Here is a 14,861-nt window from a genome sequence, read left to right as displayed (position 1 = left end):
ATATAGTTTTATAGAGGATATAAAATGTTTGAATGGTTACCAGGGCTGCGCGACGCCGCCGGGATGTTCCTGTTCTTAGCCGTAGAGCTATCGTTACTTTTTCTTCTTATCAGTGCTGGTGTCAGCGTAATCCGTCAGAAAATCCCGGATCATAAGATCCAGAAAATGATGGGTGCGCGTAAAGGGCGCGGTTATTTGCTGGCAGCAATGTTAGGTGCAGTGACTCCGTTTTGCAGTTGCTCAACCATTCCCATGCTTCGCGGTCTTCTTTCTGCAAAAGCGGGATTTGGCCCAACGCTCACCTTTTTGTTTGTTTCACCATTACTCAACCCGATTATCGTCGGGCTAATGTGGGCAACATTTGGCTGGAAGGTAACGTTGCTGTACGCCGTTATTGCGTGCGGCGTTTCACTGACCGCCAGTTTGTTACTGGATTTTGTTGGCTTCGAACGATATGTCATACCGGCGAAGGGGAGCAACGCGAGCTGCTGCAAACCGGTGTCCGATAAACCCGTTATTAACTTGCGCTCCTCGACGTTTACGCCGCAAACCACATCTTGCTGTACCGCAAAACCTGCTGTTAATTGCTGTAGTGCAGCCAAAACGGCTCCCCCCAGCCTGCTGACTCAGGCAATAAAGGATGCATGGCTGCAATTTAAAGAAGTGCTGCCCTACCTGTTAATTGGGGTACTAATTGGCTCATTTATTTACGGCTTTATTCCAGCGCAATGGATTGCAGCACATGCCGGAACGGATAATCCACTGGCCATCCCCTTGAGCGCGGTTATAGGTATCCCGCTCTATATACGTGCAGAGGCCGTAATTCCCCTCGCCTCGGTATTAATGACCAAAGGCATGGGGATGGGAGCTGTAATGGCACTCATCATCGGTAGCGCGGGTGCCAGCTTAACAGAAGTTATTTTGCTGAAATCGATGTTTCGCACGCCGATGATTATTGCCTTTCTGATGGTAATTTTAGGAATGGCAGTGGTCATGGGATATGTAACGCAAACGTTATTCTGAGGCTGTAGCGTTAAAAAAAGTTTCAATATTTGACATGAAAATAATGTCACTAAAAATACAACAAATTGATATGTAACGATATCTACATGTGACAAAAAACAAATTCAGAGAACCGGATAATCCAGATATCCATCTTTACCGCCGCCAAAGAATTTCTCTTTGATGGGCGCATTCAGCGGTAAATCGTTTTCCAGACGATGCGGAAGATCCGGGTTGGCAATAAACGGACGACCAAAACCAATCAGATCAGCCCAGCCGTTAGCCAGCGCCTCTTCGGCGCGCGCTTTGGTGTATTTACCGGAGTAAATCAGCGTGCCGTGGAAAATTATGCGCAGCGCTTCTTTAAAGGCCGCAGGCATCACCGGCGCATCTTCCCAGTCGGCTTCGGCAATATGGATATAGGCAATCCCCAGCTCGTTCAGTACGCTTGCCGCCGCGAGGTAGGTCGCTTCCGGCGTATCGTCTCTGGAGCCCATCAGCGTAGTCAGCGGCGCGAGACGAATTCCTACACGCTCTTTACCAATCGCCGAAGAGACAGCTTCCACCACCTCTTTCATAAAGCGCAGACGATTTTGCAGCGAGCCGCCGTATTCGTCATCACGCAGGTTGGCCTGCGAGTCAATGAACTGGTTAATGAGATAGCCGTTCGCGCCGTGCAACTCAATACCGTCAAAGCCAGCGGTAATCGCATTACGCGCCGCCTGTGCATAGTCATCAACGATTGACGGGATCTCTTCCAGCGTCAGTGCACGTGGCATGTCATGCTGAACCATCTCGCCAACGCCGTTCTCGGGACCACGGCCTTCCACATCGACAAACACTTTTACCCCTTCGGCCTGAATCGCCGAAGAGGACACCGGTGCGGCGCCGTTCGGTTGCAGCACGGTATGAGACACGCGACCGACGTGCCACAGCTGAGCAAAAATTTTACCACCTGCGTGATGTACCGCATCGGTCACTTTTTTCCAGCCAGCAATCTGCGCCTCAGAATAAATACCCGGCGTCCAGGCATAACCCTGCCCCTGCTGGCTGATTTGCGTACCTTCGCTGATGATAAGTCCAGCACTGGCACGCTGCGCGTAATAGTCCGCCATCATGTCAGTCGCAATGTCACCCGCACCGGCGCGGGAACGCGTCATCGGTGGCATTACAATACGGTTTTTTAATGGCAACGCATTCAGCGCATATTTAGCAAATAACATAATGGGTTCCTCGCGCGATTATTTATACAGTTCGGCACTCATGGTGACGGTATTGCCCATGCGAGCGCTGGTAATTTTGTATTCGGAGGCGTTCATCTCTTTCGCTTTCTGCGCAATAACCGCTTCCGCAGAATCCAGTGTTGTACCGGTTGCTGTCACGCTTTGCGCCGATGCGTTAAACGCCGCGACAGAGAAAAGAGAAGCCGTAAAAATTGCGATGATCGTTTTCATGTTTATATTCCAGAGTGTCTTAATTGTTTGGCGTTTATTAACGCGATGGGGAGAGAATACGCCTGCCGTCTGATAACATAAATGATACAAATGACAATAGACTATTCTGTTTTTGTTAATAATCAGACGCCGGACATTCCGACGCCTGTCGATCGCATCAGGCAACAAAGTTGTCCTTCAGCGCCTTGAGACCATCCCGATAGATGCCGGTAAACAGCGCCTCGGCCTCTTCGTTCGTCACATTCACCGGGGTGAATTCACCGAACCATTCCACACGGGAAACCTGGCTGTCGGCGGTTTCATGAACGGTAATGGTGGAGAGGTAATCCACCACCGGGAACGGTGCCTGAATAATGGAATAGGTATAACTGCGTTGACGGTTATCAAACGCTTCCAGACGTTCAACCACAGTGCCGCCGTCAGAGGTTGTCAGCGAACGAACGCGACCACCTTCTGTCACCACGCTTTTCGGGATGAATGGCAGCCAGTCTGGCAGCGCATCAAAGCCGCCCATCAATTGCCATACGGCGTCGGCAGAAGCCGGGATTTCGATCGATACAGTTGTTTTAGCCATGATAATTTTCTCTTAATTTATAGGGTTACATAGTCAGGGTGTCGACGACGCCGCCATCGACGCGCAGGGCTGCCCCTGTGGTTGCCGAGGAAAGTGGTGACGCGAGATAAACCGCCAGATTCGCCACTTCTTCCACATCCGCCGCACGCTGGATGATGGAGCTTGGACGCGAGGTTTTAACAAACTCATCGGCCTGTTCACGCGCACTGCGTCCCGACTGTGCAGCGGCATCCGCCAGCATCTCTTTCAGGCCATCGGTAAAGGTTGGCCCTGGCAGAATGGCGTTGACGGTCACACCGGTTCCCGCCAGTCGTTTCGCCAGACCATGAGAGACCGCCAGATTCGCGGCTTTGGTGACGCCGTAGTTGATCATGTCGCCAGGGATTGCCACGCCGGATTCAGACGAGACAAAGATAATCCGCCCCCAGCCCTGTTCCGTCATGCCTGGCGCATAGTGACGCGCCAGACGAACGCCGGAGAGGACGTTGACGTTATAGAAGTGCATCCACTCATCATCCGGCACGCTAAAGAAATCTTTATCGTTGAAAATACCCAGATTATTGACCAGCACATCAGCCGTTGGGACTGCAGCGATCAGCGCAGCCACGCCGTCTTCGGTGCTGAGATCGGCCACCACGCCGCGCAGTGACGCTGTGGGAGTTTGTGCCGCAATCGCAGCCATGGCGTTATCAACGCCGCTCTGTTTACGGCCGACGACAACCACCGTTGCGCCTGCTTTTGCCAGTCCGGCGGCGATACCCTGCCCAATGCCGGAGGTTGAGCCGCTGACCACCGCGACTTTACCTGTCAGATCCAGTTTCATCGTTTTCTCACCAGGTTGCTTAACGGGTCGGCAGCGGAGCGTTTTCCGCAACCAGATTTTGACGGCGCATTTCTGCCCAGAATTCAGCCGGAACAGGCGCATTCAGTGCAGCCAGATCTTCTGCCATACGGCCAGGACGGCTGGAGCCAGGAATAACCGCCGCAACGGCCGGGTTTGCCAGCGCAAACTGCAGCGCAGCTGCTTTAACGTTCACATTGAAACGTGTGGCAATGGCGTTAATTTGCGCCACTTTCTGCTGGATGGCCGCAGAGGCTTTCTGATATTCAAAGTGCTCGCCGCCTGCCAGTACGCCAGAGCTGTACGGACCGCCCACAACAATATCCACATTCTGTTCCAGTGCTTCTGGCATCAGGCGTTGCAGCGCACGTTCGTGATCAAGCAGGGAATAACGCCCCGCCAGCAGGAACGCATCTGGCTTCGGTTCGTCCAGCGCCAGCGTCAGTTCGCAAGGTTCGACGCGGTTCACACCCAGTCCCCAGGCTTTAATCACACCTTCGTCACGCAAACGTGTCAGCGCACGAAACGCACCGGTACGAGCAATGTTGAACTGCTCCAGCCAGCTGTCACCGTAGAAGTCCTGCGCCGGGTCGTGGATCCAGACAATATCCAGACGGTCTGTTTTCAGGCGTTTCAGGCTGTCTTCAATCGAGCGCAGCGTGGCGTCAGCAGAGTAGTCATTCAGAATTTTGTTTTTCAGGCCGTGTTCGAACAGGCCACCTTTTTCACCGAAATCACGTTTTGCCGGATCTTCCATTTCGTCCAGCATGATGCGGCCGACTTTGCTGCTCAGAACGTATTCATCGCGTGGATACTGAGACAGCGCTTCACCCATGCGGATTTCAGAAAGGCCAGAGCCGTACAGCGGCGCGGTATCGAAGTAACGCACGCCCAGGTTCCAGGCTTCGCTCACGGTGGCGTGGGCCTCTTCTTCCGGAATGGCACGGAACATGTTGCCGAGCGGTGCGCCGCCTAAGCCAATTTTGCCGGGAAGTAAATTTTTGATACTCATAAGATGTCCTCAATTATTCGGTTTGGGTTCGGGCGTTTTTTGCTATCGCCCTGTGACGTGGATCACATTACCTTGCGAGGTTGTGACTTGATAGGACATAATTCGTCTGACTTAAGTCCTTTGAGGTCTAACATGATTGATTTACGCCAACTGAAGTACTTCGTGGTGGTCGCAGAAGAAGAGCACGTGGGACGCGCAGCCGAGCGATTACATATCTCGCAATCACCGCTGAGCCGCCAGATTGCACAACTGGAAGAACGGCTGGGGCTGATGCTGTTTGAGCGTAATCAGCAGCGCATTCGCCTGACCGCTGATGGACAGACATTCCTTGCCGAAACACGTTCGTTGCTGACACACGCCAACCGTCTGGAGTCGTTAGGCAAACGCCTGGGACGGGGGGAAGATGGTGGCTTGTGTATTGGCTATATTGAAAACGCCATGCATTCCGGGGTGCTTTCTACGGCGCTACGTACGTTACGTGTATCGCGTCCGAATGTGCATATCGCACTTTACAGCCAACCACCGGCCACCCAGATTGAAGGCCTGCGCCAGCGCAGTCTCGATTTTTCTCTGGTCGATACGCCGCCCGCCGACAGCGAGCAGGATCTGGAATATATTCAGGTTCTGGATGATCGAATGTTGTTGGCCTTACCGCAAAATCATCCTCTGGCGCAGGAGGAAAACCTTGTCGCGTCACAACTTGGCGATGAGCAGTGGATTGCGGTGATTCATAACGACGATGCGCATTCTCGCGATCATTTTGTCGCCGCCTGTGTTAACGCCGGGTTTAATCCTGATATTCGCCTGGAAGCGGGTGAACCACTCACGGCATTAGGTCTGGTCGCTGCGGGATTAGGTCTGGCCTTAATTCAACATAGTCTGCGTCATAATGCGCCGGAAGGGGTGGTATTACGTGAATTGCCGTGGATGAATTATTCAACGCAATTATGGGCAGCATGGCATAAAGCCAACCAACGTCCGCTGGTTTCCCATTTCCGCCAGATTTTGCGCGGTGAATAAAACGTTAAGCGGGAACCATTAGTTCCCGCTTCCCGGTCTTGATGTTGATAACGGCGCCGAATTTTTATTATTTATTCACAGCCGCCAAATCCTGTGCACAAGCCCATGCGCTCGACCACGCCCACTGGAAGTTATAGCCCCCCAGCCAGCCGGTGACGTCCATCACTTCACCGATGAAGTACAGCCCCGGCTCTTTGCGCGCTTCCATTGTCCGTGAAGAGAGTTCGTTGGTGTCCACACCGCCGAGCGTCACTTCGGCGGTACGATAGCCTTCGGTGCCGTTGGGTTGTACGCGCCAGTCGGTCAATGTGGTAATAAGCGCCTGTTGATCACGCACGTTGAGCTGTTTTAGCGAGACATCCGGGATTTGCCCCAGTTGTTGTAACCGTTCAACCAACCGTTTCGGCAGATGAACCGCCAGGGTGTTCTTCAGGCTCTGGTTTGGATGTACGTTACGCTGCTCATTAAGGAAGGTTTCGAGATCCACATCCGGTAGCAGATTGATGCTGACAAATTCGCCCGGCTGCCAGTAGCTGGAAATCTGTAATACCGCAGGGCCGGATAAGCCACGATGAGTGAAGAGTAAGTTCTCGCGAAATACGGTGCCGTTTTCAGCGGTGATCACCGAAGGCACCGCCACGCCCGCCAGCACCTGTAACTCTTCCAGCAACGGTTTATGCAGGGTGAATGGCACCAGGCCAGCGCGGGTTGGCAACACGTTGAGGCCAAATTGTTCGGCAATTTTATAACCGAACGGCGATGCGCCCAGACCAGGCATCGAGAGGCCTCCGGTGGCAATGACCAGTTTATCGCAGCCGACGGTCATACCGTTCAGTTCAAGCGTAAACCCCGTTTCATCCTTTGCCACACTCAGCACTTCGCTGCGCAATCGGAAGGTCACATTACCCTTTTCACACTCATCCACCAGCATGTCGACAATCTGCTGTGCAGAGTCATCACAGAAGAGTTGTCCTAACGTTTTCTCGTGCCAGGCGATGCCGTGTTTATTGACCAGATCAATGAAATCCCACTGGGTAAAGCGGGCGAGAGCTGACTTACAAAAATGCGGATTCTGGCTCAGATAGGCGCCAGGTTCGACATAAAGGTTGGTAAAGTTGCAGCGCCCACCGCCAGACATGAGGATTTTGCGCCCCGGTTTTTTACCATTATCAATCAGCAAAACTCTGCGTCCCGCCTGACCTGCCAGCGCAGAACAGAACATACCAGCCGCACCAGCGCCTATAATAATGGCATCAAACCTTTCCACGTTGCGCTCCTCTTAGAAAAAACGGGCGTGAATTGTAAAGATTCCTCAGTGGTCGCACCAGCATCAATATTACTTAGGGGAAGTATTTACCTGAATTATATAAGATAATTATTTTTTGGGTAAAAATCATACAGGAGGCAAATCAAAAAAATCTATATTTCACTTTGCCCGCGCCGCGAAAGTCACTGATAATGCGCCGCGTTCATGTCCTCAAAATGGCGTAACGTCCTATGCTACATTTGTTTGCTGGCCTGGATTTGCATACCGGGCTGTTATTATTGCTTGCACTGGCTTTTGTGCTGTTCTACGAAGCCATTAATGGTTTCCATGACACAGCCAACGCTGTGGCAACTGTCATCTATACCCGCGCGATGCGTTCTCAGCTCGCAGTGGTTATGGCGGCAGTGTTCAACTTCCTGGGTGTTTTGCTGGGTGGTCTTAGTGTTGCCTATGCCATTGTGCATATGCTACCGACAGACTTGCTGCTTAATATGGGATCGTCCCATGGTCTCGCCATGGTGTTCTCTATGTTGCTGGCAGCGATTATCTGGAACCTGGGTACCTGGTACTTTGGTTTGCCTGCATCCAGCTCCCATACGCTGATCGGCGCAATCATCGGTATTGGTTTAACCAATGCGTTGATGACCGGTACGTCAGTGGTGGATGCACTCAATATCCCGAAAGTATTAAGTATTTTCGCATCTCTGATCGTTTCCCCTATTGTCGGCCTGGTGTTTGCTGGCGGTCTGATTTTCTTGCTGCGTCGCTACTGGAGCGGCACTAAGAAACGCGCCCGTATCCACCTGACCCCAGCGGAGCGTGAAAAGAAAGACGGCAAGAAAAAGCCGCCGTTCTGGACGCGTATCGCGCTGATCCTTTCCGCTGTCGGCGTGGCGTTTTCTCACGGTGCGAACGATGGTCAGAAAGGCATTGGTCTGGTTATGCTGGTGCTGATTGGCGTCGCACCAGCGGGCTTCGTGGTTAATATGAATGCCTCAGGCTACGAAATCACTCGTACCCGTGATGCAATCAACAACGTGGAAGCTTATTTTGAGCAACACCCTGCACTGCTGAAACAGGCGACCGGTGATGATCAGTTAGTACCGACTCCGGAAGCAGGCGCAACACAACCTGCGGAGTTCCATTGCCATCCGTCGAATACCATTAACGCGCTCAATCGCCTGAAAGGCATGTTGACTGCTGACGTGGAAAGCTACGACAAGCTGTCGCTTGACCAACGTAGCCAGATGCGCCGCATTATGCTGTGCGTTTCTGACACCATCGACAAAGTGGTGAAAATGCCTGGCGTCACAGCAGATGATCAGCGTCTATTGAAGAAACTGAAGTCCGATATGCTGAGTACCATCGAGTACGCTCCGGTGTGGATCATCATGGCGGTCGCGCTGGCGTTAGGTATCGGTACGATGATTGGCTGGCGTCGCGTGGCAACGACTATCGGTGAGAAAATCGGTAAGAAAGGCATGACCTACGCTCAGGGGATGTCTGCCCAGATGACGGCTGCGGTGTCTATCGGCCTGGCGAGTTATACCGGGATGCCGGTTTCCACCACTCACGTACTCTCCTCTTCCGTAGCGGGGACGATGGTTGTTGATGGTGGCGGCTTACAGCGTAAAACAGTAACCAGCATTCTGATGGCGTGGGTGTTTACTCTCCCGGCTGCGATACTGCTCTCCGGCGGGCTGTACTGGATCTCCTTGCAGTTCCTGTAATCGCACGCACCAAAACGAGCGGGTCAGTTTTCTGACCCGCTTTTTTTATGCGTTATTGCTGTGGTACTTAATGCCAGATCATCAATGCAATCAGGCTTACCACGACCAGACCACACAAGGCGCTGGTCAGAATAAACTGCCGACGCACACGCTCGCAGCGACGAATAAATTCATCATCGTGATGATCGCGATACCTCTGAGCATAGATATACCAAACGAGACGCACCTGTTTGTTAGGTTGGCCATGTGAGGTAAAAAAGCCCCCTCCATCTACATATTGATAGAGCAATGGATCGCAATTACGCAGTACCACTAACAACGCGCGTAGTGATGAGAAATAGCGCGCCATGTTAACAATGCAAACGACACATAAAGCCCAAAATAATGCGACGGTGCTTATCATACCTCCTCCCCGGCGACCGGCCCACGGAGTTCCACTCCGGGGCTACCGCTCCCGATACGCTGCCAATCAGTTAACACCAGGTCCTGGAGAAACCGCTTTTGTCGTGACACACATCCGAGCGGCTCTATAGATAGTGTAGGAGATCAGCTTGTTTTTTTTCCATAAGGTTAACCACTATCAATATATTCATCTCGAAAATTTGATTATCTGATTGGTAAGCAAGGCGGATTGACGGATCATCCGGGTCGCTATAAGGTAAGGATGGTCTTAACACTGAATCTTTACGGCTGGGTTAGCCCCGCGCACGTAGTTCGCAGGACGCGGGTGACGTAACGGCACAAGAAACGCTAGCTGGCCAGTCATCGACAACTTTATGGAAGGAGTAACACTATGGCTTATAAACACATTCTCATCGCGGTCGATCTCTCCCCGGAAAGCAAAGTTCTGGTAGAGAAAGCAGTCTCTATGGCTCGCCCCTACAATGCGAAGGTTTCTCTGATCCACGTAGATGTAAACTACTCTGACCTATACACCGGGCTTATTGATGTGAATCTGGGTGATATGCAGAAACGCATCTCCGAAGAGACTCATCACGCGCTGACCGAGCTCTCCACCAACGCAGGTTACCCAATCACTGAAACCCTAAGCGGCAGCGGCGATCTGGGTCAGGTTCTGGTGGATGCAATCAAGAAATACGATATGGATCTGGTTGTTTGTGGTCATCACCAGGACTTCTGGAGCAAACTGATGTCTTCCGCGCGTCAACTGATCAACACCGTTCACGTTGATATGCTGATTGTTCCGCTGCGCGACGAAGAAGAATAATCATCCCCTCCCGACTTGCTCCCGACGCCCGCTTATGCGGGCGTTCTGCTTTTGCGCACTCCTGGTCTGCAGGCTCATAGATACATAGAGCTATCCAAATTTTCAGCACATCAAAAAACAGAATGTAAAACTATCTTACTTCAAACAACCAGCATGATTATCTGGTTATTTTCTATAGAAATAGTGCATATAACTATTTACCACATCAATATTAAAAATCTTAGACATCTGTAAAATCTTTCGCGCGCAATCAATTACGCATTCATACTTTTCAGGATGGTATTGGAAGGTTAATAAATATGAATACAACAACACCCACCGGGATGCTGCAACAACCTCGCCCATTTTTCATGATCTTTTTTGTCGAATTATGGGAGCGATTCGGCTACTACGGCGTGCAAGGCGTGCTGGCGGTTTTCTTCGTTAAACAGCTCGGATTCTCACAAGAGCAGGCCTTTGTCACCTTTGGCGCTTTTGCTGCGCTAGTCTATGGACTTATCTCCATTGGTGGCTATGTCGGCGACCACCTACTTGGGACTAAACGCACCATTGTTCTTGGGGCTATTGTGCTGGCGATTGGTTACTTCATGACCGGAATGTCGCTACTTAAGCCCGATCTGATTTTCATCGCCCTGGGCACTATTGCCGTCGGCAACGGCTTGTTTAAAGCCAACCCGGCAAGCCTGCTTTCTAAATGCTATCCACCGAAAGACCCGCGTCTGGATGGTGCTTTCACTCTGTTTTACATGTCGATCAATATTGGTTCATTGGTGGCGCTGTCGCTGGCACCAGTGATTGCCGATAGATTTGGTTATTCCGTTACCTATAACCTGTGCGGGGTAGGTTTGATTGTCGCGCTACTGGTCTACATCGCCTGTCGCGGGATGGTGCAAAATATTGGTTCAGATCCAGACTTCCGACCACTGAACTTCGGCAAACTGTTGTACGTGTTGATTGGCAGCGTAGTGATGATCTTCGTCTGTGCATGGCTGATGCACAACGTAGAAGTCGCCAATCTGGTACTGATCGTCCTCTCCATCGTTGTCACCATTATCTTCTTCCGCCAGGCATTCAAGCTGGATAAAACCGGGCGCAATAAAATGTTCGTCGCCTTTGTGCTGATGCTCGAAGCGGTGGTGTTTTACATCCTCTACGCCCAGATGCCAACGTCGCTGAACTTCTTTGCCATCAACAACGTGCATCATGAGATTCTCGGTTTTTCCATCAACCCGGTCAGCTTCCAGGCGCTTAACCCGTTCTGGGTGGTACTCGCCAGCCCAATACTGGCGGGCATTTACACTCATCTGGGTAACAAAGGCAAAGACCTCTCGATGCCGATGAAATTTACTCTCGGCATGTTTATGTGCTCGCTGGGTTTTCTGACTGCCGCCGCTGCGGGGATGTGGTTTGCTGATGCGCAGGGGCTGACGTCACCGTGGTTTATCGTGCTGGTTTACTTGTTCCAGAGCCTGGGTGAACTGTTTATTAGCGCCCTGGGGCTGGCAATGGTTGCTGCTCTGGTGCCGCAGCATTTGATGGGTTTTATTCTGGGGATGTGGTTTCTGACGCAGGCTGCCGCGTTCTTGCTCGGCGGCTATGTGGCAACATTTACCGCAGTGCCAGACAATATTACCGATCCGCTTGAGACGTTACCTGTCTACACCAACGTGTTTGGTAAGATTGGTCTGGTCACGCTGGGCGTTGCAGTAGTGATGTTGATGATGGTGCCCTGGCTGAAACGAATGATTGAGACACCGGAAAGCCATTAATTTTTTTGCAGAAAAACGGGTAGCTATAACGCTACCCGTTTTACTTTTACTCCGGCGTACCCGCATAAATATCAAAGCGATGCCCTTTGGTAACAACCGCGTTCGGTGTGGCGACATTCGCCAGCGGCGGCGCATAGTCCGGGCGCTTCACCACCACGCGTTTGGTCGCCAGCAACCGCGCAGGCTCCAGCAACCCATCGGCATCGAGATCCGGCCCCACCAGCGACTGAAACACACGCATCTCTTTCTTCACCAGCGCGCTTTTCTGCTTATGTGGGAACATCGGGTCAAGATAGACCACCTGCGGGCGCGGAGTAATATCGGTCAGCGCCGTCAGACTGGAAGCATGAATCAACTGCAACCGTTCCTGCAACCAGCCGCCGATTTCCGCATCGGCATAGCCACGCGCCAGGCCATCGTCGAGCAATGCGGCAACCACTGGATTACGTTCCAGCATCCGCACGCGGCAGCCGACCGAAGCCAGCACAAAGGCATCGCGCCCCAGCCCTGCGGTGGCGTCGACGACATCCGGCAAATAATCGCCTTTAATGCCCACCGCTTTTGCTACCGCCTCACCGCGACCACCGCCGAATTTGCGTCGGTGCGCCATTGCCCCGCCGACAAAATCAACGAAAATGCCGCCAAGTTTCGGCTCATCACGCTTACGCAGTTCCAGATGCTCCGGCGTTAATACCAGCGCCATCAGGTTGTCTTCATCATGTTCCAGCCCCCAGCGGGTCGCCAGAACAGATAAGGCGCCGTCTCCGGCGCCCGATTCATCAATTAAACAGATTTTCACTGACTAATCAGTCCTTAATACCGTAGTGCTCCAGCATCGCATCCAGTTGCGGTTCACGACCACGGAAGCGTTTGAACAGCTCCATCGGCTCTTCTGAACCGCCACGGCTCAGAATGTTGTCGAGGAAAGACTGTCCAGTATCACGGTTGAAGATCCCCTCTTCCTCAAAGCGCGAAAAGGCATCCGCCGCCAGCACATCGGCCCACAGGTAGCTGTAGTAACCTGCGGCATAACCACCGGCAAAGATATGGCTGAAAGCGTGCGGGAAACGGCCCCAGGATGGAGACGGTACTACGGCAACCAGTTTCTTGATTTCTGCCAGAGTTTCGAGGATTTTCGCTCCCTGATCCGGGCGGAACTCTGCATGGAGGCGGAAATCGAACAGACCGAACTCTAATTGGCGCAGAATAAACAGCGCCGCCTGGTAGTTCTTCGCCGCCAGCATTTTATCCAGCAGCTCTTTCGGCAGCGGTTCGCCGGTTTCATAATGACCGGAGATAAACGCCAGCGCCTCCGGCTCCCAGCACCAGTTTTCCATAAACTGGCTCGGCAGTTCGACCGCATCCCACGGCACCCCGCTGATCCCGGAAACACCGGCAGTTTCGATGCGGGTCAGCATATGATGCAGACCATGACCGAACTCGTGGAACAGGGTAATCACTTCGTCGTGAGTAAACAGTGCCGGTTTACCGTTCACCGGGCGGTTGAAGTTACAGGTCAGATACGCGACCGGTTTTTGCAGCGAACCGTCGGCTTTGCGCATCTGGCCTACGCAGTCATCCATCCACGCCCCGCCGCGCTTGTTCTCACGGGCATACAGGTCGAGGTAGAAGCTGCCGCGCAGTTCGTTGTTCTCATCATACAGTTCGAAGAAACGTACATCCGGGTGCCAGACATCAACATCTTTACGCTCTTTCGCGGTGATGCCGTAAATACGTTTCACAACTTCAAACAGCCCGTTAACCGCTTTGTTTTCCGGGAAGTACGGACGCAGTTGTTCGTCGCTGATGCTGTAGAGGTGCTGTTTCTGTTTTTCGCTGTAGTAAGCGATATCCCACGGCTGCAACTCATCGACGCCAAATTCGGCTTTGGCGAAGGCGCGCAGCTGCGCCAGCTCTTTTTCACCTTGCGGACGCGCGCGTTTTGCCAGATCGGTTAAGAAATCAAGCACCTGCTGCGGGTTTTCTGCCATTTTAGTGGCAAGGGATTTAAAGGCGTAGTTTTCAAAGCCCAGCAGTTGCGCCAGTTCGTGACGCAGGGTGAGGATCTCTTCCATCACCTTGCTGTTGTCCCACTTACCGGCGTTCGGGCCTTGATCGGAGGCGCGGGTGCTGTAAGCGCGATACATCTCTTCGCGCAGAGACTGGTTGTCGCAGTAAGTCATTACCGGCAGGTAGCTTGGGATATCCAGCGTCAGCAGATAGCCTTCCAGTTCTTTCGCTTCGGCCTGGGCTTTTGCTGCAGCCAGCGCGCTTTCTGGCATCCCCGCCAGCTCCGCTTCGTCGGTGACGAGTTTGGTCCAGCCCATCGTCGCATCAAGAACGTTGTTGCTGTACTGGTTGCCCAGCTCAGAAAGACGGGTGGCAATCTCACCGTAGCGTTGCTGTTTCTCTTTCGGCAGACCGATGCCAGAGAGTTCGAAGTCGCGCAGTGCGTTATCAACCGCTTTTTTCTGCGCCGTGTTCAGCGTGGCGTAGTAATCGCCATCGCGCAGATCGCGGTACGCTTTGTACAGCCCTTCGTGTTGCCCGACCCAGGTGCTGTATTCCGACAGCAGCGGCAGCGTTTGTTCGTAGGCTTCGCGCAGCTCCGGGCTATTTTTCACCGAGTTCAGGTGGCTGACCGGGGAGAAAATACGTCCCAGCACATCGTCCACTTCCGCCAGCGGTTGGCAGAGATTTTCCCAGGTGTACGGTGCCCCCTGCGCTACCACGCGCTCCACATTTTCGCGGCAGTCGTTCAGCGCCTTAGTGACAGCAGGAACGACATGTTCCGGGAGAATTTTAGAAAACGGAGGCAATTCAAAGGGTGTCAGTAACGGATTCGTCATAGGTACAGTCCTGGTTAAATAGAGGGAACGAAACGCTCACAGGCGCTTTCGCCGGAGGCGACGCTGACGTCTTATCCGGCCTACGTTAATAGGCCGATGCCATCCGACGCGTAAT

Annotated in this window: 14 protein-coding genes; 5 read left to right on the top strand and 9 right to left on the bottom strand. The window is 52.6% G+C overall.

What is annotated here, in order from left to right; genetic code table 11:
* Nucleotides 1-24 precede the first annotated feature (24 nt).
* Nucleotides 25-1,023, top strand: coding sequence for a permease (locus C3D30_RS17420; RefSeq protein WP_000464436.1), 999 nt, complete (start codon nt 25-27; stop codon nt 1,021-1,023).
* A 104-nt stretch (nt 1,024-1,127) separates the two neighbouring features.
* On the opposite strand, the gene C3D30_RS17415 is transcribed toward C3D30_RS17420, so the two are convergent.
* The 5 genes from C3D30_RS17415 to C3D30_RS17395 form a co-directional block, all read right to left on the bottom strand.
* Nucleotides 1,128-2,225: an alkene reductase gene (locus C3D30_RS17415; RefSeq protein WP_105287183.1), complete on the bottom strand. Its 1,098-nt coding sequence runs from the start codon at nt 2,223-2,225 to the stop codon at nt 1,128-1,130.
* An 18-nt stretch (nt 2,226-2,243) separates the two neighbouring features.
* Nucleotides 2,244-2,456 carry a YdgH/BhsA/McbA family protein gene (locus tag C3D30_RS17410; protein ID WP_000848792.1) on the bottom strand — a complete coding sequence of 71 codons (213 nt, stop codon included), beginning with the start codon at nt 2,454-2,456 and terminating at the stop codon, nt 2,244-2,246.
* Nucleotides 2,457-2,613: 157 nt separating this feature from the next.
* Nucleotides 2,614-3,030 (bottom strand): SRPBCC family protein, encoded by a 417-nt coding sequence (locus tag C3D30_RS17405; RefSeq protein WP_001140838.1) that lies wholly within the window; start codon nt 3,028-3,030, stop codon nt 2,614-2,616.
* A 25-nt stretch (nt 3,031-3,055) separates the two neighbouring features.
* Nucleotides 3,056-3,853, bottom strand: a complete 798-nt coding sequence (locus C3D30_RS17400) for an SDR family NAD(P)-dependent oxidoreductase (protein WP_123058535.1) — start codon at nt 3,851-3,853, stop codon at nt 3,056-3,058.
* A 19-nt stretch (nt 3,854-3,872) separates the two neighbouring features.
* A complete protein-coding gene (locus C3D30_RS17395; protein ID WP_000023622.1) occupies nt 3,873-4,883 on the bottom strand; it encodes an aldo/keto reductase in 1,011 nt (336 codons plus the stop codon).
* Nucleotides 4,884-5,015: 132 nt separating this feature from the next.
* Here C3D30_RS17395 and C3D30_RS17390 point away from each other — a divergent pair, with 132 nt between their 5' ends.
* Complete coding sequence (locus C3D30_RS17390; RefSeq protein WP_000566329.1) at nt 5,016-5,903, top strand: LysR substrate-binding domain-containing protein; 888 nt, start codon at nt 5,016-5,018, stop codon at nt 5,901-5,903.
* Nucleotides 5,904-5,970: 67 nt separating this feature from the next.
* Here C3D30_RS17390 and C3D30_RS17385 read toward each other — a convergent pair whose 3' ends face one another.
* Nucleotides 5,971-7,170, bottom strand: a complete 1,200-nt coding sequence (locus C3D30_RS17385; RefSeq protein ID WP_105287181.1) for a BaiN/RdsA family NAD(P)/FAD-dependent oxidoreductase — start codon at nt 7,168-7,170, stop codon at nt 5,971-5,973.
* A 230-nt stretch (nt 7,171-7,400) separates the two neighbouring features.
* Between C3D30_RS17385 and pitA the strand changes: the two genes are divergently transcribed.
* Nucleotides 7,401-8,900, top strand: a complete 1,500-nt coding sequence (gene pitA, locus C3D30_RS17380) for an inorganic phosphate transporter PitA (RefSeq protein WP_000902772.1) — start codon at nt 7,401-7,403, stop codon at nt 8,898-8,900.
* 67 nt (nt 8,901-8,967) lie between these two features.
* Here the strand turns inward: pitA and uspB are convergent, their stop codons facing one another.
* Complete coding sequence (gene uspB, locus C3D30_RS17375) at nt 8,968-9,303, bottom strand: universal stress protein UspB (protein WP_000626187.1); 336 nt, start codon at nt 9,301-9,303, stop codon at nt 8,968-8,970.
* Nucleotides 9,304-9,693: 390 nt separating this feature from the next.
* Here uspB and uspA point away from each other — a divergent pair, with 390 nt between their 5' ends.
* On the top strand, nt 9,694-10,128 hold the full coding sequence (gene uspA / locus C3D30_RS17370) for a universal stress protein UspA (RefSeq protein ID WP_000323571.1): 435 nt from the start codon (nt 9,694-9,696) through the stop codon (nt 10,126-10,128).
* 299 nt (nt 10,129-10,427) lie between these two features.
* On the top strand, nt 10,428-11,897 hold the full coding sequence (gene dtpB / locus C3D30_RS17360) for a dipeptide/tripeptide permease DtpB (RefSeq protein ID WP_016158891.1): 1,470 nt from the start codon (nt 10,428-10,430) through the stop codon (nt 11,895-11,897).
* Between the two features lie 46 nt (nt 11,898-11,943).
* Here dtpB and rsmJ read toward each other — a convergent pair whose 3' ends face one another.
* Both rsmJ and prlC read right to left on the bottom strand, forming a co-directional pair.
* Nucleotides 11,944-12,696, bottom strand: coding sequence for a 16S rRNA (guanine(1516)-N(2))-methyltransferase RsmJ (gene rsmJ / locus C3D30_RS17355; RefSeq protein WP_000686600.1), 753 nt, complete (start codon nt 12,694-12,696; stop codon nt 11,944-11,946).
* 7 nt (nt 12,697-12,703) lie between these two features.
* Nucleotides 12,704-14,746 carry an oligopeptidase A gene (gene prlC, locus C3D30_RS17350; RefSeq protein WP_000184160.1) on the bottom strand — a complete coding sequence of 681 codons (2,043 nt, stop codon included), beginning with the start codon at nt 14,744-14,746 and terminating at the stop codon, nt 12,704-12,706.
* Nucleotides 14,747-14,861 lie beyond the last annotated feature (115 nt).

Origin of the sequence: Escherichia sp. MOD1-EC5433 (assembly GCF_002966005.1) — a bacterium.
In the GTDB taxonomy this organism is placed as follows: Bacteria; Pseudomonadota; Gammaproteobacteria; order Enterobacterales; family Enterobacteriaceae; genus Escherichia; species Escherichia ruysiae.
The sequence above is the reverse complement of the archived record's forward strand: the minus strand, read 5'-3'. Positions and strand labels throughout refer to the sequence as shown.

Excerpts from the sequence above, each read along its gene's own strand:
- C3D30_RS17420 (WP_000464436.1), top strand. The coding sequence starts at position 25 with ATGTTTGAATGGTTACCAGGGCTGCGCGACGCCGCCGGGATGTTCCTG.
- C3D30_RS17415 (WP_105287183.1), bottom strand. The coding sequence starts at position 2,225 with ATGTTATTTGCTAAATATGCGCTGAATGCGTTGCCATTAAAAAACCGT.
- C3D30_RS17410 (WP_000848792.1), bottom strand. The coding sequence starts at position 2,456 with ATGAAAACGATCATCGCAATTTTTACGGCTTCTCTTTTCTCTGTCGCG.
- C3D30_RS17405 (WP_001140838.1), bottom strand. The coding sequence starts at position 3,030 with ATGGCTAAAACAACTGTATCGATCGAAATCCCGGCTTCTGCCGACGCC.
- C3D30_RS17400 (WP_123058535.1), bottom strand. The coding sequence starts at position 3,853 with ATGAAACTGGATCTGACAGGTAAAGTCGCGGTGGTCAGCGGCTCAACC.
- C3D30_RS17395 (WP_000023622.1), bottom strand. The coding sequence starts at position 4,883 with ATGAGTATCAAAAATTTACTTCCCGGCAAAATTGGCTTAGGCGGCGCA.
- C3D30_RS17390 (WP_000566329.1), top strand. The coding sequence starts at position 5,016 with ATGATTGATTTACGCCAACTGAAGTACTTCGTGGTGGTCGCAGAAGAA.
- pitA (WP_000902772.1), top strand. The coding sequence starts at position 7,401 with ATGCTACATTTGTTTGCTGGCCTGGATTTGCATACCGGGCTGTTATTA.
- uspB (WP_000626187.1), bottom strand. The coding sequence starts at position 9,303 with ATGATAAGCACCGTCGCATTATTTTGGGCTTTATGTGTCGTTTGCATT.
- uspA (WP_000323571.1), top strand. The coding sequence starts at position 9,694 with ATGGCTTATAAACACATTCTCATCGCGGTCGATCTCTCCCCGGAAAGC.
- dtpB (WP_016158891.1), top strand. The coding sequence starts at position 10,428 with ATGAATACAACAACACCCACCGGGATGCTGCAACAACCTCGCCCATTT.
- prlC (WP_000184160.1), bottom strand. The coding sequence starts at position 14,746 with ATGACGAATCCGTTACTGACACCCTTTGAATTGCCTCCGTTTTCTAAA.